General features: G+C 39.0%; 28 protein-coding genes. 8 read left to right on the top strand and 20 right to left on the bottom strand.

What is annotated here, in order from left to right; all coding sequences use genetic code 11:
- Positions 1-271: 271 nt before the first annotated feature.
- Positions 272-751, top strand: coding sequence for an RNA recognition motif domain-containing protein (locus tag AAEY68_RS19415; protein ID WP_007582860.1), 480 nt, complete (start codon positions 272-274; stop codon positions 749-751).
- On the opposite strand, the gene murI is transcribed toward AAEY68_RS19415, so the two are convergent.
- Positions 714-1,514: a glutamate racemase gene (gene murI, locus AAEY68_RS19410; protein ID WP_007582858.1), complete on the bottom strand. Its 801-nt coding sequence runs from the start codon at positions 1,512-1,514 to the stop codon at positions 714-716. The genes AAEY68_RS19415 and murI overlap by 38 nt on opposite strands.
- A gap of 65 nt (positions 1,515-1,579) precedes the next feature.
- Positions 1,580-2,719, bottom strand: a complete 1,140-nt coding sequence (locus AAEY68_RS19405; protein WP_024592129.1) for a DUF5610 domain-containing protein — start codon at positions 2,717-2,719, stop codon at positions 1,580-1,582.
- Between the two features lie 162 nt (positions 2,720-2,881).
- Here AAEY68_RS19405 and trmA point away from each other — a divergent pair, with 162 nt between their 5' ends.
- Complete coding sequence (trmA, locus tag AAEY68_RS19400; protein ID WP_024592130.1) at positions 2,882-3,979, top strand: tRNA (uridine(54)-C5)-methyltransferase TrmA; 1,098 nt, start codon at positions 2,882-2,884, stop codon at positions 3,977-3,979.
- Positions 3,980-3,989: 10 nt separating this feature from the next.
- On the opposite strand, the gene AAEY68_RS19395 is transcribed toward trmA, so the two are convergent.
- From AAEY68_RS19395 to ccoG, 5 genes are all read right to left on the bottom strand, one after another.
- Positions 3,990-4,442, bottom strand: a complete 453-nt coding sequence (locus AAEY68_RS19395; RefSeq protein WP_024592131.1) for a 2-thiouracil desulfurase family protein — start codon at positions 4,440-4,442, stop codon at positions 3,990-3,992.
- A 59-nt stretch (positions 4,443-4,501) separates the two neighbouring features.
- Positions 4,502-5,140, bottom strand: a complete 639-nt coding sequence (locus AAEY68_RS19390; RefSeq protein WP_010555409.1) for a thiol:disulfide interchange protein DsbA/DsbL — start codon at positions 5,138-5,140, stop codon at positions 4,502-4,504.
- Between the two features lie 16 nt (positions 5,141-5,156).
- A complete protein-coding gene (locus tag AAEY68_RS19385) occupies positions 5,157-5,780 on the bottom strand; it encodes a thiol:disulfide interchange protein DsbA/DsbL (RefSeq protein WP_007586563.1) in 624 nt (207 codons plus the stop codon).
- Between the two features lie 34 nt (positions 5,781-5,814).
- Positions 5,815-6,789, bottom strand: coding sequence for a serine/threonine protein kinase (locus AAEY68_RS19380; protein ID WP_010555410.1), 975 nt, complete (start codon positions 6,787-6,789; stop codon positions 5,815-5,817).
- An 86-nt stretch (positions 6,790-6,875) separates the two neighbouring features.
- Positions 6,876-8,306 (bottom strand): cytochrome c oxidase accessory protein CcoG, encoded by a 1,431-nt coding sequence (gene ccoG / locus AAEY68_RS19375; RefSeq protein ID WP_007586568.1) that lies wholly within the window; start codon positions 8,304-8,306, stop codon positions 6,876-6,878.
- 288 nt (positions 8,307-8,594) lie between these two features.
- On the opposite strand from ccoG, the gene AAEY68_RS19370 reads away from it, so the two are divergent.
- Together AAEY68_RS19370 and AAEY68_RS19365 are read left to right on the top strand one after the other, a co-directional pair.
- Positions 8,595-8,954 (top strand): hypothetical protein, encoded by a 360-nt coding sequence (locus tag AAEY68_RS19370; RefSeq protein WP_007586569.1) that lies wholly within the window; start codon positions 8,595-8,597, stop codon positions 8,952-8,954.
- Positions 8,954-9,160, top strand: a complete 207-nt coding sequence (locus AAEY68_RS19365) for a hypothetical protein (RefSeq protein WP_024592132.1) — start codon at positions 8,954-8,956, stop codon at positions 9,158-9,160. The genes AAEY68_RS19370 and AAEY68_RS19365 overlap by 1 nt, the downstream gene beginning before the upstream one ends.
- Before the next feature lie 27 nt (positions 9,161-9,187).
- On the opposite strand, the gene AAEY68_RS19360 is transcribed toward AAEY68_RS19365, so the two are convergent.
- The 13 genes from AAEY68_RS19360 to gspC form a co-directional block, all read right to left on the bottom strand.
- Positions 9,188-9,775 carry a UPF0149 family protein gene (locus AAEY68_RS19360; protein ID WP_024592133.1) on the bottom strand — a complete coding sequence of 196 codons (588 nt, stop codon included), beginning with the start codon at positions 9,773-9,775 and terminating at the stop codon, positions 9,188-9,190.
- A 22-nt stretch (positions 9,776-9,797) separates the two neighbouring features.
- Entirely contained in the window at positions 9,798-10,556 is a 759-nt protein-coding gene (locus AAEY68_RS19355) for a type II secretion system protein N (protein WP_024592134.1), read from the bottom strand.
- A 3-nt stretch (positions 10,557-10,559) separates the two neighbouring features.
- On the bottom strand, positions 10,560-11,033 hold the full coding sequence (locus AAEY68_RS19350) for a type II secretion system protein M (RefSeq protein WP_024592135.1): 474 nt from the start codon (positions 11,031-11,033) through the stop codon (positions 10,560-10,562).
- Positions 11,030-12,238: a type II secretion system protein GspL gene (gene gspL, locus AAEY68_RS19345; RefSeq protein WP_007586580.1), complete on the bottom strand. Its 1,209-nt coding sequence runs from the start codon at positions 12,236-12,238 to the stop codon at positions 11,030-11,032. Before gspL ends, AAEY68_RS19350 begins: the two co-directional genes overlap by 4 nt.
- Positions 12,235-13,224 carry a type II secretion system minor pseudopilin GspK gene (gene gspK / locus AAEY68_RS19340; protein WP_007586581.1) on the bottom strand — a complete coding sequence of 330 codons (990 nt, stop codon included), beginning with the start codon at positions 13,222-13,224 and terminating at the stop codon, positions 12,235-12,237. The genes gspL and gspK overlap by 4 nt, the downstream gene beginning before the upstream one ends.
- Positions 13,217-13,855, bottom strand: coding sequence for a type II secretion system minor pseudopilin GspJ (gene gspJ, locus AAEY68_RS19335; RefSeq protein WP_010555413.1), 639 nt, complete (start codon positions 13,853-13,855; stop codon positions 13,217-13,219). The genes gspK and gspJ overlap by 8 nt, the downstream gene beginning before the upstream one ends.
- Positions 13,856-14,230, bottom strand: a complete 375-nt coding sequence (gene gspI, locus AAEY68_RS19330; protein WP_002962039.1) for a type II secretion system minor pseudopilin GspI — start codon at positions 14,228-14,230, stop codon at positions 13,856-13,858.
- Positions 14,230-14,817, bottom strand: coding sequence for a pilus assembly FimT family protein (locus AAEY68_RS19325; protein ID WP_010555414.1), 588 nt, complete (start codon positions 14,815-14,817; stop codon positions 14,230-14,232). The genes gspI and AAEY68_RS19325 overlap by 1 nt, the downstream gene beginning before the upstream one ends.
- A gap of 49 nt (positions 14,818-14,866) precedes the next feature.
- Positions 14,867-15,289 carry a type II secretion system major pseudopilin GspG gene (gene gspG / locus AAEY68_RS19320; protein ID WP_007586585.1) on the bottom strand — a complete coding sequence of 141 codons (423 nt, stop codon included), beginning with the start codon at positions 15,287-15,289 and terminating at the stop codon, positions 14,867-14,869.
- 81 nt (positions 15,290-15,370) lie between these two features.
- On the bottom strand, positions 15,371-16,606 hold the full coding sequence (gene gspF, locus AAEY68_RS19315; RefSeq protein ID WP_002962033.1) for a type II secretion system inner membrane protein GspF: 1,236 nt from the start codon (positions 16,604-16,606) through the stop codon (positions 15,371-15,373).
- A 2-nt stretch (positions 16,607-16,608) separates the two neighbouring features.
- Positions 16,609-18,174: a type II secretion system ATPase GspE gene (gspE, locus tag AAEY68_RS19310; RefSeq protein ID WP_010555415.1), complete on the bottom strand. Its 1,566-nt coding sequence runs from the start codon at positions 18,172-18,174 to the stop codon at positions 16,609-16,611.
- Complete coding sequence (gene gspD / locus AAEY68_RS19305) at positions 18,167-20,230, bottom strand: type II secretion system secretin GspD (RefSeq protein WP_024591434.1); 2,064 nt, start codon at positions 20,228-20,230, stop codon at positions 18,167-18,169. The genes gspE and gspD overlap by 8 nt, the downstream gene beginning before the upstream one ends.
- Before the next feature lie 23 nt (positions 20,231-20,253).
- Positions 20,254-21,195 (bottom strand): type II secretion system protein GspC, encoded by a 942-nt coding sequence (gene gspC, locus AAEY68_RS19300; RefSeq protein ID WP_350586714.1) that lies wholly within the window; start codon positions 21,193-21,195, stop codon positions 20,254-20,256.
- A 210-nt stretch (positions 21,196-21,405) separates the two neighbouring features.
- Between gspC and hslR the strand changes: the two genes are divergently transcribed.
- From hslR to AAEY68_RS19280, 4 genes are all read left to right on the top strand, one after another.
- On the top strand, positions 21,406-21,828 hold the full coding sequence (gene hslR / locus AAEY68_RS19295; RefSeq protein ID WP_007586590.1) for a ribosome-associated heat shock protein Hsp15: 423 nt from the start codon (positions 21,406-21,408) through the stop codon (positions 21,826-21,828).
- 12 nt (positions 21,829-21,840) lie between these two features.
- Positions 21,841-22,686, top strand: a complete 846-nt coding sequence (gene hslO, locus AAEY68_RS19290; protein ID WP_165729497.1) for an Hsp33 family molecular chaperone HslO — start codon at positions 21,841-21,843, stop codon at positions 22,684-22,686.
- A 267-nt stretch (positions 22,687-22,953) separates the two neighbouring features.
- Positions 22,954-24,492 carry a phosphoenolpyruvate carboxykinase gene (locus AAEY68_RS19285; protein WP_007586595.1) on the top strand — a complete coding sequence of 513 codons (1,539 nt, stop codon included), beginning with the start codon at positions 22,954-22,956 and terminating at the stop codon, positions 24,490-24,492.
- Between the two features lie 183 nt (positions 24,493-24,675).
- Positions 24,676-25,785: a PepSY-associated TM helix domain-containing protein gene (locus tag AAEY68_RS19280; protein WP_350586713.1), complete on the top strand. Its 1,110-nt coding sequence runs from the start codon at positions 24,676-24,678 to the stop codon at positions 25,783-25,785.
- The last annotated feature ends 663 nt before the right edge of the window (positions 25,786-26,448 follow it).

Below are 26,448 nucleotides of genomic sequence, written 5' to 3'. Positions count from 1 at the left end.
TCGCTATGCGTTGGCGTTTCCCGTCTCAGTGGGGTCGCATTATAGGGAGATCCGAAAACAGATCAACCCTTTTTTTAGATCTTTTTACTGTTCGAACAAAAATAGAACAAAACCATGTAAAACCATATGAAAACCTTCCTAAGATGATGCTTTTTTGTGCTCTTATTTATTATTTAATACAAATATCATTGCTATGTTTGATTTAGACGTTAAGATAGCAAGTTCACAATGTTAAATTAATGTTTATTTCCTGTTTATTGGTAGATCTAAAATGAAATTACCCGATCAAAAATCTTTTATCTTCTCTGTTATTCTTGCTGTAGTTGGTTTTGTTGTTGTTGAGTTCGCTTTAGGCGGCTTAGCTTTAAATCCTGCATTACTATTTGGTGCTGGTTTATTAATAGGTGCGATTGCTATTGCTGCAATGTCATCTGATGTGACTGAAGAAGCTGAAGTTAAAACAAAAACGCTTTATGTTGGTAACCTTCCTTATCGTGCAAACGAAGGTGTGGTTCGTGCATTATTTGAAGAACAAGGCAAAGTATTCAATGTTCGTTTATTAAAGGATAAGAATACTGGCAAGCGTCGTGGCTTTGGTTTTGTTGAAATGGCGCAAGCTGATGCAGACAATGCAATTGCTAACTTGAACGATAGCGAGTTCCAACAACGTACTTTAAAGGTACGTGAAGCAAAACAAAAACAAGAAGATGATTCTAATGCTCTACGTACTGAGACGGATCAGTCAGTGTAACTAGCTTTACCGCTAGCTTATTGCTAAACACATCAGCCGTTGCATAATATTGCAGCGGCTTTTTTATGTCTGTTAGTTTATTCACACAGAAGTTAAGTTGGTTAAGTAGGTAGTTGACTCTGTTTGCTATCGCTACACCTGAATCAAGTAATTTTACATTCCCTTCAAAATACTGACTAATAGGCTCTGCTAATATTGGAAAGTGCGTACATCCTAATACAAGTACATCTATAGTTTTATCTATATGTAGGTCATCAAGCACTTGATGCAACTTGTTTGTATCCAAAGACTCTGTAAAAAAGTATTGCTCAGCTAAAGTTACTAACTCCACACTGCTATATAGATTAACGGTTACATTACGAGCATGCTCAGTAATTAATGTTTTAGTGTATGAACTGGCGACCGTTGCCGGTGTGGCTAATAAGCCAATATGATTTGAACGTGTTAACTCTGCCGCAGGCTTTATTGCTGGCACAACACCTACTATAGGAATATCTGTCATTTGGCGAACAGCACTAAGTGCAGATGTAGAAGCGGTATTACACGCTATTACAATTAAATCAACATTAAGCGTATTAGCTTTGATGAAATGAATAAGTGAGCATAATCGGTTAATGATGGTTTTTTGGGATTGAGCACCATAAGGTAGTAATGCATTATCCATAAAATAACTGTACTGAGCATTGGGGATACTTTGCTTTATATGCTCAAGTACAGTAGTTCCACCAATACCTGAATCAAAGACCATTATATGCGCTGACAAACTACCGTTCCCACTTTACTTTAAGAACGGCAGTTTGCCATGAGGTATTTATAAAAGAAAGTAGTTTAACTTTGCGTGGTTTCTAAATCAGTAAGCCTGTCGGCCGCAGAATTTAACTGATTAAGGTTTTCGAACATAGACTTTGTGTAATCTACTAACTTATCTATTTGCTCCTGATCTTGATTTAACCATTGGAGAATGCCAGCTAGCTGATTTTGTAATCCAAGCTCACCCGCTTTTTCAAAAGCATTTTTAAGGTCGTCATTAAAAGGAGCTAAACCCTCCGCTACTTGTTTTTCTGGTGCTGGTCTATATTCTTCATAGCTTTTAACTGTTGCTATTGTTTTTGTTTGGCGTAAATCCATAGAAAAAGCCACCAGCTGATCGCTGTCTAAACTCAGCTCTTGCGCTTGTTCAAATGCTTCATCTAAATCACCACCAAAAAAGGTTTTACTTAAATCTTGTAAGTCTTCCATCATTACATTAATAGCTTCTTGCTCTTGCTCATTTAAGTCACCATTAACCGACATCGAAAATGATACCTGTCGAGATTGCGATGATGAGCTTGCAAACGACTCGCCATTATTGTTTTGCTGATAGCCACTTGCCGACTGAGATTCAAATGCATCTGCAAAGCTAATACTTACCTCGTCACCTTCTGCGGTGGTAAATTTATACTCTGCATTACTCGTCATACTGACATATTGAGCCTGGCTTATATTTACGCTGGCTGGTTGTGGGTTAAATAACGACTCTTCAAACTTATCGAGCCCATTGTAAATTCCCTCTTTGGACTTATTAATCCCCTCTTCCATGTCATCATTAAATACGCCTGTACCTTTGAGTTCATCAACAGCGTCGTCAATCCCTATTTGGACTCCTTTGCGCGCGTCGCCTAACATATCTTTGAGCTTTTCGTCATCAGCGCCGTTAGCTTTTGCTTTATTAACAGCACTACTTACAAAATCGAGTACGTTTTTTACTATTTCATCAAAATCAAATAGTGGTTTATCTGCTTTTTTTTCTGCGATAGGCAATCCAAGCTGCTCAGCCATTTTATCGCCAAGCACCTTTGCGGCCAACTCTCGGCCTCGTTGTTGATAGCTATCTTGAGGAGACGTAATTGTAGGTTGCTGTATATCAGCTTTATTATTGAATTTATTGATGTTGTTGTTTGGCGTAAAGCCATAATTACCTATTTTCATGATTCGTCTCCTAAGCGTGCGTAGTTTATTATCGGCTATAACAATAAAAACTAAAGTACAATGTTCAATAAAACAGCATAAATGCTAGCCAAAACTAGACAAATACGCAGCGCTCCCTACAATAGCGCCGATAAACAGATCTTAGATAAGGTAGTAGCGTTAATGGCAGTTATTAAAATAGATACCACACAGTACCAAACGCAGTTAAGTAAAAAAGAGCAGCGTATTAGTGCACAGTTCCAACGTTTTGGTGTGGAGCAACTAGAAGTATTTAGCTCAGAGCCAACTAACTACCGCCAACGTGCTGAATTTAGAGTATGGCACGACGGTGACGATCTGTTTCACATTATGTTTGATCAACAAACAAAAGAAAAAATCCGTGTTGATACATTTGATCCAGCAGCGCCTCTAGTTGGTGAAATAATGCAGGTGATGATTGAGCATCTTAAGCCTTGTGAAATATTACGTCGTAAGTTATTTCAAATCGATTACCTATCCACGCTAAGCGGTGAAATTTTAGTAAGCTTGCTTTATCACAAACCACTTGATGATGAATGGTTAAGTGAAATTAAAGCGCTTAAAGAAAAACTAAGCAGTAAATACAAAATTGACTTTATCGGTCGTGCTCGCAAACAAAAAGAAGTGCTGGGTGATGACTTTGTAACTGAGCGTTTAACAGTTAATGGTCAAGAGCTTATTTATCAACAAGTAGAAAATAGCTTTACTCAGCCTAATGCAAAAGTAAATATTAATATGCTGGAGTGGGCGCAAGATTTATGTAAACCACTTAAAAATGATTTATTAGAACTGTATTGCGGTAACGGTAACTTTTCAATTGCGTTAGCGGGCTGTTTTAATAAAGTATTAGCAACAGAAATATCAAAATCATCTGTTCATTCTGCTCAATACAATATTGCTAAAAATAACGTAGAGAACTTAGATATTATTCGTATGTCTAGTGAAGAGTTTACTCAAGCAATGAATGGCGAGCGTACTTTCTCTCGTTTAGACGGTATTGACCTTAAAAGCTATGACTGCCAAACCATATTAGTTGATCCACCGCGCGCGGGCATGGATGAATTAACGTGTGACTTAGTGGCTAACTACGAAAGCATAATTTATATATCGTGTAATCCTGAAACCCTTGAGCGTGACCTTGATCACCTAACACGTACGCACAACGTTAAGCGCTTTGCTATATTTGATCAGTTCCCATATACACATCACATTGAGTCGGGTGTTTTCTTGCAGCGCAAATAACCAGCCAAAATTAAAGTGCCAGTACTTTTATAAGTGCTGGTATTTGCTCTTCACTAAATACTTGAATCCCATTATTTATTAATAATGCTGCAGTTAAACCTAGTCCTTCGATTTTTACTCCGCGATGCTTTCCATCATATATTGTATTTCGTCCGCAAGAAGGGCTCGATTCTTTAAGTAGAGCAAAACGCACTTGATTCTTTTTACAAAGTTCTAGCGCTATATTAGCTCCAGTTTGAAACTGTTCTGTTACATCTTCTCCTAAATTAGTAATTACACTCCCCTGTATTATTTCAGCAGGAGCTCTAGGGGTAGGAAGCCCACCAGCGACCTCAGGACAAAATATAATTAATCTATTTTGCTTTTGCCACAAATTAAGCTGTGGATGTAAAATTGCATGTCCTTTACCATCGTAGCGAACAGAATGCCCTAGCAAGCAACTCGATACTAATATTTTTTCCATAGCTACATCCTTATAAAGCAAAAAAGCTCCCTAAGGAGCTTTTTTAGTTTTAGCTAAACTTACTTGTTAGCTAAGTAATTAATCAGTTTGCTAATATCTTCTGGTTCAGTAATACCCGACTCACGACCTAGGTTTAATTTATACTTACCATTTACAATAAATGTAGGTACGCCACGTAGTGCGCCTTTTTCTTTAAAGTAGTCTTGATCGCGTTTCATTTTAGAGCTCAGCGTACGTACCGAGAAGCTTTTAAACAGCTTATCAAACTTATCGCCATCAACGCCCTGCGCTACAAATATATCTTTTACATCTGCAAGCTCATTAAAACTAGCGCGCTTTGTATGAATATGATTAAAGATTGCAGAGACAATTTTATCTTTTTGCGGAAGCACTTCTGCAGTAGCGAGTGCTTGGCTCATCATCTGTTGGTTTTCTGGGTCGCGTACACCTACAAAATCAACATGGCTCTTTTTAAATTTAACGTTTTTATCAAGCTTAGGCTTAAACTCACCAATTAGTGCTTCCATGTTATTACATGCAGGGCAGTAAAATGAGAAAAACTCTTTAATTTCTGGCTTTTTAGTTGCGCGCTCAGAAACAACGTCGTAATGCACGCCTTCTTCATACGTTGCTGCAAAGCTTGTTGCCGCCATAGGAAGTAGTACTGCAAGCAAACCTGCTTTAACTAATTTAATCATTATTATGCTCCGAAATTTATAGTGCTAATAAAAACGCTACTAACTCATCAAGTTCTTTTTGATTTTTGATGGTGTTGAGGTTTATTTTATATTTATCGTTAACAATAAAAGTAGGTACACCTGTAAGTGCGCCTAATTTTGAATATTTATTTTGTTTGTTTTGCATTGCTTGCTCAGCCGAAATAACTGGCATGCTTGCAATTTCTTGATCAAACGTTGCGCTATCAATACCGTTTACTTCAAGTAATTTTTTAACGTCTTTCATTTCAGTTAAAGGAGCACGCTGAACATGAATACTTTTAAAAATCTGATCGCTAATACTCTGCGCCTGACCATGCTGCTTAGCAATTAAGTAGGCAAAGCTTAAATTACTTTGTGCTTGTGGCGACACGCCACCTAAAAAGTTCACGTGGTTTTTAATAAACTCCGCGCCTTCTGGCAAGCCTTGTTCAATTGCTTTTGCTACTGGTTCAAACTTAAAACAATGTGGACAGTAAAATGAGAAAAACTCGGTTACTTGTGGTGATGTACTTTTGTCTACATCAATAACAGTGTATTGATTATCAACTTCAAACTGTGCAGCAAGTGCTGCAAATGGTAAACATAAAAGTAATAAACTCAGTTTTAATTTTTTAAGCATTTGTATCTCGTTGTACTTGTCTTTAAATAAAATATTACGGCAATAACTTTAACGGTGCTTCTTGCAGTGCTGCAAGTTGCTCCTTCAGTGCTAAAATTTGTTGCTCCCAGTATTTGTCATCAGCAAACCATGTAAAGTTCCGCACAAAGGCAGGATCGCTCCATCGTTTAGCTACCCATCCCATATAATGGATAATACGCATCGCTCGCAGCGGTTCAATTAATTTGAGTTGAGAGTGATCAAAATCACAAAACTCTTCATACGCACTCACAAGGGTGTCTAACTGTAACAGTTGCGTCGCTCTATCGCCACTGAGCATCATCCATAAATCTTGGATTGCAGGACCTTGGCGGCTGTCATCTAAATCAACAAACATGAGCGCATCACCTGCCCACAAAATATTACCAACGTGGCAGTCACCATGTAAGCGAATACTTTGCACATCTTTATACTGTTTTTGCGCCTGCTCTATCACTAAATCTAAAATAGTATAAAAGGCAGTATTTATTCCCATAGGCACTAAGTTACTTTTTTGAAGATGAACTTTGGCTGTATGTAAATACTCCTCGCAAGTAACTGTTGGCCTATAAGTAAAAGGCTTTGTTTTAGCTACTTGGTGCATACGGCCAATTAAACGCCCCATTACATCAAGCTGATCTAAGTTATCAACCTCAAATAAACGCCCGCCGACACTTGGAAACAACACAAACAAATAACCTTCGTGTTCAAACAAGCTTTGCCCATTATATAAAATAGGGGCAACAACAGGCACTTCCGCTTCTGCCAGTTCAAATGCAAAATCATGCTCTTCTTGAATTTGCTCTTTACTCCAGCGCTCTGGGCGATAAAACTTCACTACGTAACGCAGTCCATCATCGGCTTTAAATTGGTACACTCTGTTTTCATAGCTATTGAGTGCCAACAAACCAGATTCAGCGTACACACCTACGCTTTCTATTGCATCGAGTATTAGGTCAGGTGTTAAGTCAATAAAACTAAATTTACTCATACTCTTCTTATATAAAATAAAAAGCGGGTTATATACCCGCTTTTGTTAATTGCTATATCAACTTACCTATTTAAGGTAGGTTGTGATTATCGCGCTTTAAAAAAGTTACTCGACTGCGATATTGTCTCATCCGGCTCATCTACCGGTGAAAGCACAAAGTTAAACTCTGTCATAGACACCTTCAAATCATAAGGGTCCATTACAAGCGACAATGGCACATTATGAGATTGCCCTGCCTGCACAGTAAATGACTGCTTACCAATATACTTAAAGTTATCTAACCCTTGCACTTTAATATTAAAGGTTTGCTCGTACTGCGCTTTATTAATTACCTTTAATGTATAGGTGTTCTCTACTAAACCATCAAAATCGACACGATATAATTGGTTTCGATCACGAATGATATCAAAGTCCATTGTTTTACGCAGCGCTATATTAGCTACAAGTGCTCCCGTAAGCACAACAAGTATGACCGTGTAACCAATGATTTTAGCTCGTAGTGGATTCGTTTTATTTTCTGGGGTTTCGAGGTTTCGCTCTGTCGTATATGAAATAAGCCCACGCGGGTATTCCATTTTATCCATTACGCCATCACACGCATCAATACATGCACCACAGTTAATACACTCAGCTTGTAACCCATTTCTAATATCAATACCTGTTGGACACACTTGAACACACAAGTTACAGTCTATACAGTCGCCTAGCTCTAAATCTTCATGATCTACTTTACGTGAACGAGGACCACGGCTTTCACCACGGCTTTCGTCGTACGTTACGGTGTATGTATCTTTATCAAACATAGCTGATTGAAAACGAGAGTAAGGGCAAATGTGTAAACACATAATTTCTCGCATCCAACCGGCATTACCATAGGTACACGCAGCAAAGAAAATAATACTGACGAGTGCATAACCACCCACGTTAAACGTTACAAAATCAGGAAGTAACTCTCTGATTGGCGTAAAGTAACCCACAAAAGAAATAGCGGTATATAACGAAAACAATACCCAACTAGTATGCTTTGCCGTTTTACGCCAAAACTTGTCAAAATTCATGGGTCTTTGATCGAGTTTTTTACGCTGATTAGCCGTGCCTTCAAGCTTTTCTTCAAACCAAATAAAAATAAAGGTCCAAACAGTTTGCGGACATGTGTAGCCACACCACACCCGTCCATAGAAGGTGGTCACTAAAAACAGCGCAAATGCTGCCAGCATAAAAATAAACGCTAATATGGTAAAATCTTGAGGCCATAGCGTTAAACCAAAAATATTGTATTTTTGACCAATTAGATCAAACAGCACTGCTTGCTGGCCGTTAAAATTAATCCAAGGAAGTAACATAAACGCAAGTAGGCCTAAAAAGCCAATGCGCTGCCTAAGTAATTGATGTAGGCCTTTTACGGCACGCACATAAATACGATTTCGGGGATTGAACCTATCATCTTGACGGCTTAAATCCGGTTTTTGGATTTTCACCTCTACAGGGATATTCTTTACTTTAATTTGCTTGTCCATCGAAGTTCCTCAACGCCGCTTGGAAATAAAAATCCAGCAATACTCAAGTACTCTATACTTAAAGCTAGCAAGTTACTTGCTAGGCAGATTTACTTTAATAAATTGCCTTCTCGAATACTTTCAGATATTTCAGAAATATCTGACTGCTGTTAACCATTATAACAATGTTGGTTAAAATTACTGGCATAGATCGCTAATAATTTATTCATCCCAGTTACTTGCTTTTAAAATGCAGTTTATTACACTGCATGGTAATTCAACCCTACTTAGATCAAGGTTTACGTATCCATGAAAAAATTTATTATTTTGGTAGTTGTGATCCTTGCCTTTTTTACAATCGATCATCCGCTTATAAAAGAACCTCGCGAAAGGTTATTAGGTGAAGGCATTGGTTTTTTAAGTGATGCAAGTAAGGTTAACAGAAGCCCTGCTGCAAATATGGCTAAAAATAGAATCAGCACTCAACTTAAATTGTCTGAATCTGAGGGTGAGTACGTAGAAAAAACGTTTACAACAGATGACTCTGTTCAGTTATTTCACCTACGTTATTGTCGTGAACGTGACTTAAATCTTTATTTTTATGGCGATCGTTTAAATACGGTATGTAAAATAGTGACTGAAGCATTAGAGCAAAAGCGAGCAAAGTAGTGGATTTTTCAGGATTAAATAAAAAAGCAAGCGACTCATTTCATAAACAACGCAATATGCTCAAGCAATTAGCACAAGGCAAAACGTTAAAGTGTGAGAAGTGTAATGGGGTTTTAACACTTAATTTAGCCACCAGTGAACCTGGTAAAGGCATAGTAAAGTGCAAACAAGGCTGTACGGATATTATATTAGAGCTAGGCACTTAGATTAAACTAAGCGCCTGGTATTAATAATTACTCTTCCCAACTCTCGTCGGTTACCAAGCCGCTATTAATTGCGACCACTTCAATTAGTTCAGCAAACCCTAATGCAAAGTCACCCATTGATTCATATTGGTACTGACACAAGGCTTCTATAGTCATGTTATTTTGTTTGGCAATCTGAGCTATTGCTAGCTGGTCGAGTGCAAAAAAACTTAATGTACTTAACGCACTTTCTAATGCTTGTTTAAAGTCAGTGTCTAATTGCGGTGCATTTAACAAAGGCTCTGCGTAAGCTTTGGTTGCAACTAAGAAACCTTTACTCCATGACTTACAAAATTCAGCATCAAATGTGTTAGGTAATTTGTATCCAGCTTCAAATACTTGCTCACTAATTTTATGATATAGCGCCATAAACAAGAAAAGTACTTCTTCATCTAAATCATTAGCTGTATTTGGTAATATCTGCTCAAGCCACTCATGCACATCTAATGGATTGGGCGAACAAATAACGCCAAATAAATAGCCTTGGCTTTGTTGAAGGGTCATTGCTTGAGATTGGGTATTTAAAAATGTGCTGAGCTGCTTTGCGTGCAGCTCAGTAAATTGGGGTATTTGCATTAAAACTCTTTATATTCAAACATTAAAAGTTGAGCGGGTAACGACCTTGGCTATCTGGTCGGCCTAAAAATTTAACCGCATCATGTACGTCTTTAGGTAAGCTAGCATCTGGTTTTACATAACCTGCCACACTAAAGTCGAAATTAGCTTTAAGTGTAGCATCTGCCTCAAGGCCAAGCGTATTATCTGGGTCAATTAATATAGCAATATCGCCCGACTTACAGCTTAACTTACCAGCCAGAGGTCCAATATTAAACCACCCATTTAAGCCTTGCACGTCAATATTAGGGCTCGCTATTTCACCTTTTAGTGAATCACAATAAGGTGCACCTGAGCTGTATTCATCAAGTTCTAAAATTACACGCCCTTTAGCGGTTACAGGTAGGGGAAGCTGCACGCGCTGCATTGCACGCTCTACTGTTGAGCGCACTAGGCCGTCAGTCACTTTAACTTCCTGATTAAAAAGCCCATAACTTACATCAGCATAACCCGAGATATCACTACGCTCTCGTGCATTACCAAACTTCACATTCGCATTTAGCTTGCCTGTAAATAACTTCCAGCCAGCAATGTCCCAGCGCACATTATTTAACTGTTCACCATCAAAACGAACTTGCATCATTTGACCTTGCCAAACAGTGCCTACAGTTTGGCCTACTTCTAATTGCTTTGGAAAGTACGGTTTTGCTATATCTAGTGCAATATGTGCTGGTAATTTAATAACACAAAACACAATAAAACTAATTAAAAAGACAGCCGATAACGTTATTATTTTTTTCATTAATTAATTCTCTAATACTAAACGGCTTACACGCACATAGCCTGATTTATCGTCGCGGCTCAAATCTAAGTTTTCAATTTTTAAGCCGTGCTGATTCACTAGCTCATCTAACCACTCTATTAACTGATTAAATTCTACAGAGTCGAGCGTCAAACGTAGCGAATCACTACTTGGCTGCATTTTACTAATACTTATTTGATGGCGCCCACGTGTAGAATTAACAATTTGGCTTAAGTTTGCATTGCTAGCAACACGGGTGTTACCCGCAGCCTTTAGTTTAATAATACTGTCATCAACCCAAGCTAATAGCTCTTGTTGTTTAATTTGAGATTGCTGTGCCTTTTCTATCGCATTATTTAATGGTCGAAATATTCCCATTACTAAAACAAAAATAATAAACACGCCACCAGCGACCATTACCAATTGTTGTTCTTGCTCTTTAAGCGAGCGCCATTGTTGCATTAACTGCTTTTTCATACTGCACCTCGCAGTTTAATTTCACCAACGACATAATCACCGTCATTATTTAAAGACCCTTGCTCAACAGTTAAACCTTGTTTTTCAAGTATGATTTTTACTTTACCAAAGGTTTGGAAGTCTTTAGCACGTGCACGAATGCGCAGCTCATTGCGACGTTTGTCATAACGAAGTGTTTCAGGTGTAAATTCGCTAACTTGCGAAAATACATCAACCAAATTAGTCGTTAAGTCTAAAAAGCCCGACTCACTTGAGCCTTGCACTTTATCTAACGCGCCTTTAATTTGGCTTTTAATTAGATTGGGGCGAACTTTAGTTCCTGGAAATGCTTTTTGGTATCTGTCGACTACTTGAGCTTTAGCTAATTCTACTTGTGTATTAAGTTGGTGTAACTCAATAGCTTTTATTGTAATCGTAGAAACCAATGCAACACTTGCTATAATTGCGGCGCCTTTCCAGTAACCCCACCATAAAGCGCTTTGCTTTTTAAGCTGATACATACCTTGGCGTAAGTTAAAATTAACGCTATCTAACTGCTTTGCAAATAATGCTAGAGGTAAGTCGTACTCACTTGTTTGCGCTTGTAAGTTAACGCTTTCTGGAAACTGACTAGCTGGGCTAAAATGCTTAATATCAGGATTACCCATGGCTGTTAAGTAGCCATTTAACCAACTAGATTCAACCGCACCTATGTGCCATTGCCCTTGCTTAAATAACCATTGGTTATTGAGCTCGATAGCGGTGACTGCGCCATCATCTGCAAGCGGTAACAACAAAGCATCGGGTAATATTCTGTATACTGATAGATTATGCTCTACAAATAATGCGAGCCATTGTTCAAACCATTCACGGTCTGTCATTGCTACACGAATTGCATGTTGCTCACCAAGCATTGTCGGCTGCGCTACTGCTATAAACAGTTCATCTACGTCACATGCTATATCTTCTTCAAGCATGTATGGCAATGCTTGCTCAAGCTTGCGATTCCATTTTGTTGGCAAAGCGACCGTTTTTAATTGCACTTGATCACTGGGTAACAACACGACCACTTCTCGGGTAAGTGCTTTTTCGCTTAGCTCACTTAAATGCTCTGCATTTGGTAACTCGCCACTGGCTATTATTTCTTGTTCTTGTGGTGAGTAAATTAACCAATTAAGCAATTCTTGCTCGGTTTGACCCGTGCGGATCAACAGTATTTCTGTCACTGTACGCCTCCAAATTTTCGCGCCAGTATCGTTACGTCACCGTCTTTAGCGTGCAGTAATGTGGTCATCGAAAAACGCAGGTCGACAAAATTTGCCTGCGTTTGTAATTTAAAATATTCGCTTTTAATACTAAATAAACTTTTGACTGAGTCGGTATTAGTACCGCCTTGTTGCTTCACCTGTTCAAAAAATTCATCAATGGTGTCAAAGCCAGTTTGCGGTCTTGCACCTATCACAGCCTCTGCACCAGATAAGCTCAAGCTTTCTATTAAGGCACTGAGTATGAGTGCTTGCTCTGGGATTAATGTATTTACGTTAATAGATAAAAGCGTACTGCCTGGTATTACACATACATATGGCAGTACTTTTTCCATCACTAATGGGTTAAAGCCCTTAACCAAGCGTAATTCCGATGTTGATGCAAATAAACTATTGGCTGTCATATACGGAAAATCTCGTGATAAATACTCGTCTTCTTCTGCGCCTGAGCGATATGTAATACTGTCCTCGTCAAGCCAATCAAATACGCTATCTGCCATTGTCTCTTCTGATTCATCAGCAGGTAAATCTTCAATGTTTTCAAGTAATGCAAATAGTGCTTTATGTGCAGGGTTTGTTTTACTTGCGCTATTTTCTTCTGGCGCTATGGCTAAAGCATTTAAATTTAAACATGCTTGTAAATCAGTAATTTTGCCACTTAACGTGCCGTTATCAACAGGGTATGAAGCATCACCTTGAGTTGCCCAAACTTGATCAAGTGTTGTTTTATCAGCATCATCTTTTTTACTTTGTATTAGCCCTTTAATAGCAAGCTCTTCTGCACCGTAGGCGTACCATTTAGCTTGCTGATGACCTTGCAAATTAGTGCTTTTTTGCACTTGAACCATTAAATTAGCACTCATTTCTACTGCTAAAATAGCCGCTAATGCCACAATAAACAAAACAATAACAAGTGCTGCGCCGCGCGATGATTGCTGCTTAACCATTATTCACATCCGTACTTTGTGTAGCAACAACTTTGCCTTGCCCAGGAACTAAAAATACACGACGAATTGGCTCTGCTTCTATTTGTTGCAAAGTAACAGCAACCGCTTTAGGGAGAGCTTTAATTTCCCACTGTTCTTGCCATTCGTTTTTATCATCTAAAAACTCAAACTTAAGCTCTTCAACATTTTCTAGTACACGTTGAACTCGCGGTTCCATATTATCAAGCTGATCAACATAAACCCGATAAACACGCTCAAGGTTATCGTCTATCACTCTATAACCAACGGCTTGTAGTTCTGAACGTGGCAATAAATTAATTGGATTTATCCAGCCATCTCGTACAAACGCAATACCATCGTATTGGCTTTCTAAAACGTAACGACCAGCAAGTAAATATTGTTCTTGAACATCACCAGATTCGTTTCGTACTGCACGTTTAGTCATTTGGCTAAAATCTTGATCCATTAACCTAAATGTTGTTTGCAACCCATTTAACTCAGCAATTTTTTCATCGGAGGCATCTTTTGCTCTTGTTGTCGTCTCTAATATTTGATGAGTAGCAATAATAACAAAAGCTAAAATACCCAGTGCTACCATAACTTCAAGTAATGTAAACCCGCGCTGCTTCACTTACTTTTTGCCTTTATTTAGATACGTTGATAACTCATATGCCGAATGCTCATATTTTTCATCCGTAAAAACATTTATGGTTAACTTAACAAAGCTTTTGTCAGCAGTGGCTGTTACTTCTTGCTGCCAAAACCATTCAACACCGCCCATTACTTCGCTGCCTTTAAGGTTATTTTTACCTTGCCATTGTTCGCCTTTAGTACGCTGTTCAATAATAACGTTTTCGGCGACCCAAGATGCATAGGTTTGCTCTTCAATAGTCGTTAAGTGGTGTATGTGCTCGCTTGTTGCTTGCATTGCAGCTATACCCGCCATAGCACAAATACTTAATGCCACTAATACCTCTAATAAGGTAAACCCTTTAGTGCGCTTCATTATTCTGGCTCTCGGCGAAAGTTTACTGGTGCAGCAAATTCACCTTCAATGTAATACACAGGCTCGCTTTGCTCTTTTAACTCTAATATAAGTTGAAACGCGCTTACCTCACCTGATGACAAAATAAGCACTTGTGGGATTTTTAACTTTTTAAGCTCAAGTAAACTGTCCTCATCGCCGCCACTCATAAGTTCGCGCCAGTTAGATTGCTCTAAGAGGTTATCTTGCGCCCACGCTAAATCTTCTAAGTTGAGAGTGAGCTTTAATCTTTCATCTAACTCTATTGGTTTAAAAAGATCTTCACGGTCAAAGGTAATCCACTTTTCACCATCGAAAACTAAATACTCTAACGTATTTTCTTCTACTAATAAGCCCAATTCAACTTGGTTTAAAATGGCAAATTCCGATGCCATGTTAATGGTGGTATGCAGCCTTAATGCTTGAGTATCTAATTCTTCCTCAGCACCGCCTTCTAAGCTATATACCACCATTTTTGTAGCAAAAGCGATAATCACTAATACCACTAAAATTTCTATTAAACTAAAGCCTCTGCTTTTTGCATGGCGCTGCTTAAGGCTTGCTTTCATAGCAAGCCTCTAGCATTAACATGTTCATACAAAGCAGTGTACTTAAGCATTATTGTTTTTCTTCGTCCCAGTTACCGATATCATCATCAGTACCTACTTCACCATCAGGGCCCATAGAAAAAATATCAAACTTGCCAATTTCACCTGGGCTAATTAGCTGATATAGATTACCCCATGGATCTTCTGGTAATTCATTAATAAAACCACCGTCAGGGAAACGTTTTGGAACCGGTTCAATGCTTGTTTGAGTAACTAGCGCTTCAAGACCTTGCTCTGTGCTTGGGTAGCTCTTATTTTTAAGCTTGTATAAGCTCATTGCATCTTCTAATTGCTGAATATCTAGATGCGCTTTATCGATAGCAGCCTCTTCTTGCTGACCCATAATGTTAGGTGCAACAATTGACATAATCATCCCGATGATAACCAGTACCACCATCACTTCTAGTAAAGAAAAACCTGATTGTTTATTCACGTAATTACCTCATTATTCTAAAAACATTAAGTAAAAATGGTTTAGGTAAAACCATTAATATATTTAAAAATTTATTCTAACTTAAAGTCCAACAGCTTTATTCATCGCCATTATTGGCTGCAATATTGCCATTACTATAAATAATACAATAACCGCCATTGAGGCGATCATCGCAGGCTCTAGTAGTTTAAGCGATACATTAACCATGCTCTCAAATTCGCGATCTTGGTTATTTGCAGCACGCTCTAACATTTGCTCTAGTTCACCTGATTTTTCACCACTTGCTATCATATGCAGCATCATTGGTGGAAACAACTTAGTTTGCTGAAGTGCAGCTCTTAAGCTTGCACCCTCACTCACTCTATCGGATGCATCTGCAACCGCTTTTTTAATTTTTTCGTTAATTAATACACCGCCCGAGATACGCATCCCCTCGAGCAATGGTACCGAGCTTGACGATAAAATACTTAAAGTACGCGCAAAACGTGCGGTGTTAATACCACGAGCCACTTTACCTATACCTGGCATATGTAGCACTCGGTCATCCCACCAAAAACGTATTTTAGGCTGCTTAAGTGCATGCTTAATACCAATGGCTATAGCTGTAATCGCTATTAAACTAATAAACCAATAATTTTGCACAAAATGGCTGCCTGCCATAACCCATTCGGTTGTCCAAGGAAGTACTTGTTTCGTTTTTTCAAACGTTTTTAATATTTTTGGTACTACGGTGCCCAGTAATACCGACACAATACCAATTGCAAATACCACTAATATAATGGGGTAAACCATAGCCTGAGTTATTTGGCTACGCATATGTTGGCGCTGCTCGGTATAGTCGGCTAAACGATTAAGTACTTGGTCAAGGTGACCCGACTTTTCGCCTGCGGCTACCATTGCACGATATAAGTCGTCAAAAACATGAGGAAACTCACTAAGACCATCGGCAAGGGTGTAACCTTCGACTACTTTTGAGCGTACCGACATAAGCATCCGCTTTAAACGCGGCTTTTCGCATTGCTCAGCAACCGCCATAACAGCGCCTTCAACAGGAAGTGCCGATTGAATAAGTGTTGCTAATTGCCTTGTAATTAATGCTAAGTCTGAGGTTGAAATTGTCGGCTTAAAAAAGCCACCGAGTAAAGGGGCTTTTTCGCCTTTGACTTGTTTATCACTTTGCGCCGCAGGGACAACTTCAAGCGGCGTAAGTTTTTGATCACGTAAAGTTTGGCGAATTTGTTTAGCTGTATCAGCTTCTAAAATGCCTTTTTTTTCTTTACCTCGGCCATCTAAGGCACGGTATTCAAACGCCGCCATAGTTAACCTTCCTCACGGGTAACACGCAATACTTCTTCAAGTGTTGTTTTACCTACAAGTACACGGCTACAACCATCTTGGCGAATACTTGGGCTGCGCTTACGAATGTATTTCTCTACGCTTTGCTCGCCTTTACCGTTGTGAATCATTTCGCGTATTGTTTCATCAACTACAAGTAACTCGTGAATACCCGTACGACCACGATAGCCATTAAAGTTACACTCTTCACACCCTACTGCTCGATAAATTGTCGGTTGGCTTTCAAAAGGAACCCCTAACAGCTGGCATTCATGCTCATCAGCCGTGTGACCTTCTTTGCAGGTATTACACAATGTACGTACTAGCCGTTGCGACAACACACCGAGTAACGACGATGAAAGTAAGAATGGTTCAACACCCATATCTTCCATACGTGTAATTGCACCCGATGCGGTATTAGTATGCAGAGTAGACATAACAAGGTGGCCGGTAAGTGACGCTTGAACACCAATTTGCGCAGTTTCAAGGTCGCGTATTTCACCCACCATTACTACATCAGGATCTTGGCGTAATATTGCACGTAAACCACGTGCAAATGTCATATCAACTTTTGCATTAACTTGTGTTTGCCCAATGCCTGGAATTTCGTACTCTATCGGATCTTCAACGGTAAGAATATTGCGATCGCGTGAGTTAATTTGGCTCATACCAGCGTATAGAGTGGTACTTTTACCAGAGCCCGTTGGCCCTGTTACTAAAATAATGCCGTGGGGTTTACTAATTAAATCTGAAAACAATGCACGGTTATCTGCGGTCATACCTAAATCTTCAAGGTTTAAACGCGCGTTGTTTTTATCAAGTAAACGCAGTACTACACGCTCACCAAAGCTCGATGGCATTGTAGACACACGCACATCAACTGCACGCCCGGCAATACGTAAGCTAATACGGCCATCTTGTGGAATGCGTTTTTCGGCTATATCAAGCTTAGCCATTACTTTAATACGAGACACAAGTAACGATGCAAGTTTACGATTAGGCTTAAGTACTTCTTTAAGCACGCCATCGACCCTAAAGCGAATAACAAGCTCTTGCTCGAAGGTTTCGATATGAATATCAGAAGCCCCTTCTTTAATCGCTTCACTTAGCATGGCGTTAATAAGCTTGATTATTGGCGCATCATCGTCACCAGCCAGTAAATCTTCAGTTTGCGGAAGTTCATCAGCAAGTGAGAATAAATCAACCTCGTTGCCAATATCTTCCATCATTTGTTGTGTTTCAGAGCTATCACGTTGGTATGACGCTTCAAGCAATAGCTCAAATTTATCATCAGCCAATTGCTCAAGTGTAAAACCATGGCCTGCGATACGGCGTACTTCTAATAGTACTTCCACATCTAGCTCACCACGGTAGTAAACTATGCGGTGATCTTTGTTTTTGCCAAGTAACACACCTGCACGTCTTGCATAGGAAAACGGCAAACGCTTTGCTGGTAACTCAACTAACACATCACTCGTTAATAGCTCATCCTGATTATGCGTTTTAGGATGAACCACATCTTGGTTTATCTCTTGAATCGCATTAGTCATCTTTACGCTCTTGTGCATTTTGTTTACGCAGAGACTCTTCATACGTAGGGGGAAGTACTAATTCGTCATTCCACTCAGGTAAAATAGGCGTATCAGTCATTGGCATTAACTCAATACCGTCTTCTTTTTGTTTAAACTGCTCACCACGAATAAAGTTATATTTATTAAAGCTTAACTTATTCATGCTTACACCATCACGAATAATGGTTGGGCGAATAAACACAATAAGATTACGCTTACGGCGCGTTGTATTTGTTGATCTAAACAGGTGTCCTAAAATAGGGATATCGCCTAATAACGGCACCTTAGAAACGCTTTCTTGTACGTCTTCGTCAATTAAACCGCCAAGTACAACCATACCGCCATCATCGGCCATAACAGTTGTTTTAATTGAACGCTTATTTACTGAAATATCAACCGCAGTTGCACCACTTACGCTCGATACTTCTTGCTCAATAGTAAGCTGTACTGCTGAACCATCATTAATCTGTGGCGTAACTACCAGCTTAATACCTACTTCTTGACGCTCAACTGTTTGAAATGGGTTAGCATTATTACTGCCTGTTTGTGAGCCTGTAATAATAGGTACTTCTTGACCGACTAAAATAGAGGCTTCTTCGTTATCCATTGTAGTAATAGAAGGGGTAGCCAAAATATTTGAATTTGTATCAGTGGCAACAGCCTGAATAATTGCGCCCCAATCATTTTTAACAACGCCCAGCGCTAAACCATTAATGCCACTAAGTAAGGAGGCTAATGGACCATAGTCACCTTCTGTTGTTTCCGTATACGGCGTTACCGTACCAGATTCTGTTCCTATTATATTTTTAGTAACGGTTACATCTTGTGCTTGCTCTGCAGCAACAGCTAACGAGCCCACGGGAACCGTAGTGCCGTTGTTAAACTGCAGCATACCGCCCTGCTCAGAAATCCACTGCAGGCCTAAGTTAACCCCGTCGCCTTCCATTACTTCAATAATAATGGCTTCAACTAGTACTTGGGCACGGCGAATATCAAGGCGTTCAATTACAGATTCAAGTGATCGCATTGTGTCTGGCTGTGCGGTAATAATTAATGAGTTTGAGTCTGGGTGAGACTCTATACTGCTTTCATTATTGCTTCTGCTACGAGTTTTAGTAGTACCGCCTTGTGCATCTTCAACAAGTGACTTACTAACACCCTGCAATACTTTGACCAAATCTTCAGCTTTAGCATAATTTAGGTAAAACACCTTAGTATTACCTTGGCTTTCTAACTCACCATCTAAGCGCTTAATTAGTTCAATAGCACGTGTACGGGCTTGGCCTTCACCGCTTACAATAACGCTATTAGTTCGGCCATCAGCCACAACTTTTGGAATTAAGAATTCAGGTACACTGCCTTTACCGCTGTCTTTATAAATATTATCTACCACAGAGACAACATCATCTGCCGTCGCATATTTAAGCTTAACGATGTCTACACGCTTGTCACCCGCCTGATCAACAGAGCGAATAATCTCAACTAAGCGATTAACCGATGCAGCATGACCTGTTAGCATCATTACGTTAGCCGCATTAAAGTTAGCAACGTGGCCACCATCTTTTTGATCGCTAAATTGACGAACTAGAGGACCAAGCTCCTGCACACTTACATTTTTAACACGTACAACACGCGTAATCATCATGTCGCCGCTAGCTTCACTACCTTCGTCAATAAGTGGCACATTTGATTTTTTAGCGTCTGAACTTTTTTCTACCTTAATTATGCCATTGTCCATTTCAACAGCTGAGTAGCCATAAACTTCCAATACATTTAAGAAGAACTGATAATAAAGTGCTTCGTCCATTAACTCGTAACTGCGAACATTTACCTTTCCACGCACGTTAGGGTCAATAATTACTGTTTTATTAAGGTTTTTACCAACAATGTTAATGAACTCATTGATATCAGTTCCTTTAAAGTTAGCAGCATATTCAACAGCAGAAACAGACAAAGAAATACTTGCCGCCAAAAAAAGTGCTGCGTACTTAGCTAACCCTTTTTTAATTTTTTTGAGGTGTAGCACCTGAACCATCGTATTAAAACTCCAAAGCTAAATTATTGCAGACTAAATTGCACATCAATTTGTTCACCATCACGTTCTATAGTGATATTGGCATCTGTACTATTACGCAGCTCATTAATAGCTGACATAGCCTGTTTTAAATCTGTTAATTGATAGCCATTTATAGAAATGGCTAAATCGTTATTTTTTAAACCCATTTGCTTAAATAGCTCAGGCTCTTTACCTGGACTTAAGCGATATCCAATTAGCTCACCATCATTCATGGCTTGTGAAACACGTATATAGTCAAATAGCTTGCCCGGCTCTTCGAGTAACTCTTCACGTGTTTCTATAATTGCTTCTTTAACGTCCGGATCTGCAGTGGCATCTATTTGTAGATCACTTGGTTCTAATTTTTGCGGACCCATTTCAGAATCATCACGCGCAGCGAGTACTGGCATAGACACCTTCTTACTGAAATCGAGTCCATCAAGCATTAATGTTTCAAAGCGTCCATTAACACTCAAAATAATACGATCCGGCAATATTTGTGCAACTTCAGCACGCGTACCCGATACTACTTCATCAACAAGATAGCTTACTTGCTTACCTTGTGATTCAATAATTGCGATACCTGCTTTGTCATCGTTATTAACCGCTACGATACCGGTTAAATTGATACTTAAGCGCGTTTCTGGCGCATTATTTATTACCTGCGATTGCTTTGCAGTATTATTGTTGTTTGTTACAGTTTTTTTACCAAATAAAAATTGCTCAATAATATGCTGCGCTGAGTTGTTACTCGCACCAGATGACTGGTTAGTATAATGAGTAGGGGTAAGTAGAGTTACTGGTGGTTTTGGCCACAAAAGCCAAACAAGTTTTGATAATAAAAATGCAAGATAAACAACAACTAACAGTGTCACTAATGCACTTAACTTAGCATGCGGTAAACGAGTTAAAAATTGTTTTAGTTGTTGGATTTGCTGTTCCATAAATAGTGTTCTTATTTTAATTTACTGCGTTAGCGCGTACCCATAGTACCCTTTCATTTTTCTTTCAACAAGCACACTAATATTAAACTTTGTAAACAGATTAAATTAACTTTACATAACAGTACAAAAAGTAAACTGCCGTTGTAATACCTTCATCCTACGATGATTTCATGATAAATTTTAAGCTATAAAAACGTGGGGAAATGCCTTATGAGTAAAAAAAGTAATGCTAATACCAGCTCAGACCCTGTAGATGGGTTAAAAGTTCGATTAGATAAATGGTTATGGGCTGCGCGATTTTATAAAACTCGTGCAGTTGCACGCGAAATGGTGCAAGGCGGCAAAGTACATTATAATGGGCAACGTACAAAAGCGAGTAAAATAGTAGACGTTGGCGCAAAAGTAAAACTGGCTCAGGGCGTAGATGAAAAGCTGATAACTATACTCTCAGTGCTTGAAAAACGTCAAAGCGCCCCCATTGCACAGACCATGTATCAAGAATCTGATGCAAGTATTGCTAAACGCGAAGAAAACAGCATCGCACGCAAAAATAACAGCTTTTTTGCTCCTCATCCGGATAAAAAACCGGATAAAAAGCAAAGACGCGAACTTTTAAAAATGAAATCAAGTTAGGTATAGCCGCTCATGCAACAAGATTTACTTCACCGTTATTTATTCAACGAACTAGATGTTCGTGGCGAACTCGTACAAATCGAGAATGCTTATAATGAAATGATTGCCGACCATAATTACCCAGACCCTGTTAAAGCATTACTAGGTGAGTTACTTGTTGCAACCTGTTTATTAACCGCCACTTTAAAGTTTGAAGGTGAAATTGCAGTACAGCTTCAAGGTGATGGACCAGTTAAATATGCAGTTATAAATGGTGATGATAAACAAAACATGCGTGGTATTGCACGCCTGCAAAGCGAAATTACGGGCACAACTGTAAAAGAGCTTATTGGTCAGGGCTATATGGTGATCACTATTACACCAAGTAAGGGTGAACGTTACCAAGGTATAGTTCCGCTAGAGCATGATACTCTGAGTGAATGTATCGAAAGTTACTTTGAGCAGTCAGAGCAATTAAAAACACGCCTTTGGTTTGCAACCGACACAACAGAAGGTAGCGCAAAAGCATGTGGTCTATTTTTACAAGTACTCCCAGTTGATAAACAAAAATCAATTGAAGACTTTGCACACCTAGAAGCATTAAGTAATACAATTAAAGATGAAGAACTATTATACCTTGATGCTAATACTGTCCTTACACGCCTTTATCACGAAGATAATCCTCGCGTATTTGAACCTCAAGCGATTAAATTCAAATGTGGTTGTAGTCGTGATAAAACAATTACTGCGCTTGTTAATATTGGACAAGAAGAACTACTTAAAGACGTAGCTGAGAAAGGGTCTGTTAATATTAACTGTCATTACTGTTTAAAAGAGTATGTTTTTAACGAACAAGATATAAAAAGCATTTTCAACTAAATGTTCAGCTTCATCTATATATAGTAATTAAAGCCGCAAAATATGCGGTTTTATATTATAAAAAGATGATACCGGTGTCATCTTTTCTGCTAATTTCATGACACCGGTATCATTGAAATTATTCATGTTTTTTCTTAAATATATGTGTTTTTAGAGGCTTTACGGGCTCGAATATCTTAAAACCTTCTGTTACTATAATTTCAGTTTAAGGGCACTGATAACCCCAGAGCTATCCGTTCAAACTCTCACACATAGTTAGGTATAAACATGACTACAGGCGCTACACGTTTTGTCGATTTAACCGCAGCTGAACTTGTCGAGCATGCGATCCGCCGTGGCGAAGGTACTTTAGCCGCAAATGGTGCTTTTGTTGCAATTACAGGAAAACGAACTGGTCGTTCACCAAAAGATCGTTTTATTGTACAAGAAGCAACAACTCAAAATGATATTCAATGGGGCAACGTTAATCGTCCATTTGATGCAGACAAATTTGACGCATTATGGGCTCGCGTAGAATCACATGTTCAAAGTAATGACCACTTCACCTCTCACCTAGAAGTTGGCGCAGACCCTGAGCATTATCTACCTGTAGTTGTAACTACAGAAACAGCGTGGCACCATATTTTTGCCAAAAACATGTTTATCGAACCGCAGAACTATAACGCTTCAAACTTACCACAATGGCAAGTAATGAACGTTCCTTCGTTTGTATGTGAGCCAGAACGTGATGGCACAAATAGCGATGGCACCGTTATTATTAACTTTGCACAGCGTAAAGTATTACTAGCAGGTATGCGTTACGCCGGTGAAATGAAAAAATCGATGTTTTCTGTACAAAACTTCCTACTACCAGCAAAAGGTGTATTACCAATGCATTGTTCTGCTAACGTTGGTGAAGCAGGCGATACAGCATTATTCTTCGGTTTATCTGGTACGGGTAAAACAACACTTTCAGCAGACCCTACTCGCTTTTTAATTGGTGATGACGAGCACGGCTGGGCACCTGGAAGCGTGTTTAATATTGAAGGCGGTTGTTATGCTAAATGTATCGACCTGTCACAAAAGAATGAACCTGTAATTTGGAATGCTATTCGCTTTGGCACTATTTTAGAAAATGTAGTGTTAGATGAAAAAGGCGTTCCAGATTTTAACGATACTAGCCTTACTCAAAATAGCCGTGCAGCATATCCACTTGAACACGTTGAAAAACGTAAAGTAGAAAACCGCGCAGGCGAACCTAAGGCTGTTGTATTTTTAACTTGTGATGTAAGCGGTGTATTACCACCGGTTTCTATACTTAGCGAAGAAGCTGCTGCTTTTCACTTTTTAAGTGGATACACAGCAAAAGTTGGTTCTACTGAGATTGGTTCAACTAGCGATATTGAATCAACATTTTCGACATGTTTTGGCGCACCATTCTTCCCACGCCCTGCTGGTGTTTACGCTGAGCTTCTTATGAAGCGTGTACGCGAGTTTGGCGCTAAGGTGTACCTTGTGAATACAGGTTGGACTGGCGGCCCTTACGGCACAGGTAAACGTTTTGATATCCCAACTACTCGTGCAGTAATTGATGCAATCGTATCTGGTAAATTAGCGGGTGTTGAAACTCAGCACATTGATGTTTTAAACCTAGATGTACCGGTAGCAGTTCCAGGTGTAGATACTAACTTACTTAATCCTATTAATACGTGGGAAGATAAAGCTAAGTACAATGAATATGCAGCAAAACTTGCCGCAGACTTCACTGAAAACTTTGCTAAGTATGACGTATCAGACGATATAAAAAATGCAGGACCTAAAGCTTAAATAAGCTTCAAGTTTGTATTTTAACGCCAGCCAAGGGCTGGCGTTTTACTTTCTAAATACCTAATTTAATAAGTGCGACAAAATGCCGCACAACTCATATCAAAAAACCATATAATATACCGCGTAATTAATCATTCTTTAATGCCCAATAAACCTGCATTACTCATTACGACTATTTAATTAATGACACTAAAGCTTTCATGGCGAAAAATATTCAGGCGGTTACATTTATACTTAGGTCTATCGATAGGTGTTTTACTTGCTATTATTAGCCTTTCTGGCTCCGTATTAGTTTATTACCCACAAATAGACTTACTGCTAAATCCAGCAAATGACGCTATTACAAACATAAAAACGCCTAATTGGGATCAAGCATATAATACGCTAAGAGCCAATTTCCCTTCAAAGCAAGGGCCATGGCGATTAGAAAACACAGGTATAAACTCAGTAATTCCCGCGCGATACTACAATCCAATAGAAACAAAAGAGCAAGGCTTTGCCCCCTTAATGGTATGGCTATCTAGCAGTAGTGATAAAGTAATACGTAAAAACTATTGGGGAAAATACTTAGTAACTTGGATGTACAACTTACATTTTTCATTACTAACAGGAGCAACGGGCACTCTCGTTGTTGGCTATATAGGCATAGCCTCAATAGTTCTTCTTATCTCTGGATTCTTTGCTTGGTTTCCAAAGCCTGGGCAGTGGGTAAAGGCACTAAAATTTAAATCTCGTAGCTCTAAAATAGGTTTGCTATACGACTGGCATAAACTAATTGGTTTAACCTTCTGCATACCGCTACTAGCTTTAACTGTTACAGGTGTTATGCTCGCTATTCCAAAACAAACAGATCCTATATTAACCGCTCTAGTTAGCGATATAAACTCTCCACCAAAAACACAAATTCAACCGAGCAAACAAACCAATATTCCTTTATCACAAGCGGTATTAATAGCTGAAAAAGCATTACCGAATACGCGTTTAGCTTGGATTGAAACACCATCAAACTTAAATGCTATTTACAGATTAAGATTTCAAACTGTAAACGATCCTTCGTATCGCTTTCCACATAGCTATATAGAGGTTAATGCACTTACAGGAAAGTTAGAGAGCGTGTTTAATATAGATAAGCAAAGTACGGCTAGTAAAATAAAAAACTGGATACACCCTCTACATGACGGCAGCATTGGCGGTAACATTTTAAAAGTCATTTGGGTATTGAGTAGCTTTGGATCTGCAGCATTGTTTTTTATTGGAGTGTATAGATGGTTAGTTAGCACCAAGAAAATATAAAAATAAAATAAACTTTACGCCAATCTCCCTAGTTAAATGATCTATTTGAGGACAAAAATTTCTTTATTTCGTTGTTCTCGCCAATTACTCCTAAGTTGCTCAACCTTCTGTATCCATGCAATCGTATATCAGAAATTTCTAACGCAATTAACGTCAAGTTCAATCCACCAAATTGATTAGGTATTATTGCCGATTAGTATAATTATCAGGTATGTGTATTTATTCTGCACGCGCTAAAACTACAGTTAGTTACAGATGTAATGCGGTAAATCACTTAGGTAAACTTAGCGCACAATAGTGCCCCCCAATTAATTGCCTACTAGTGTCTGTAAATAAGGCTATATACCTAATGGAAATGTCTAATAGGCTACTGAATAGTTAGAGCAAGGCTCTTTACAATGTGAAGCCGATGACTTGTGATCACACCTACACCGGTGGATAGTCGCAATGCAAATGCTACTTTATTGGCCGACTGAGTTATTGAGGGGTTTTGTTGTGATTTTAACGTCGGGAGTCGCTGCGCTCGCCCGACCTACGTGATATGTGTTGATGTGAGTGTGTGTTAATTGCGCGTATTTCACTTTTCTGCAGACGTAAAAAAGCCCGAATCGTTAGATGTGGGCTCTCTACAATGTGAAGCTTGTGTAATGTCATAGTGCCCAC

The organism is Pseudoalteromonas sp. RB2-MNA-CIBAN-0110, assembly GCF_040309305.1.
Classification (GTDB): Bacteria; Pseudomonadota; Gammaproteobacteria; order Enterobacterales; family Alteromonadaceae; genus Pseudoalteromonas; species Pseudoalteromonas arctica.
Note: the sequence above shows the minus strand (reverse complement) of the source record. Positions and strands in the feature narration are given on the sequence as shown.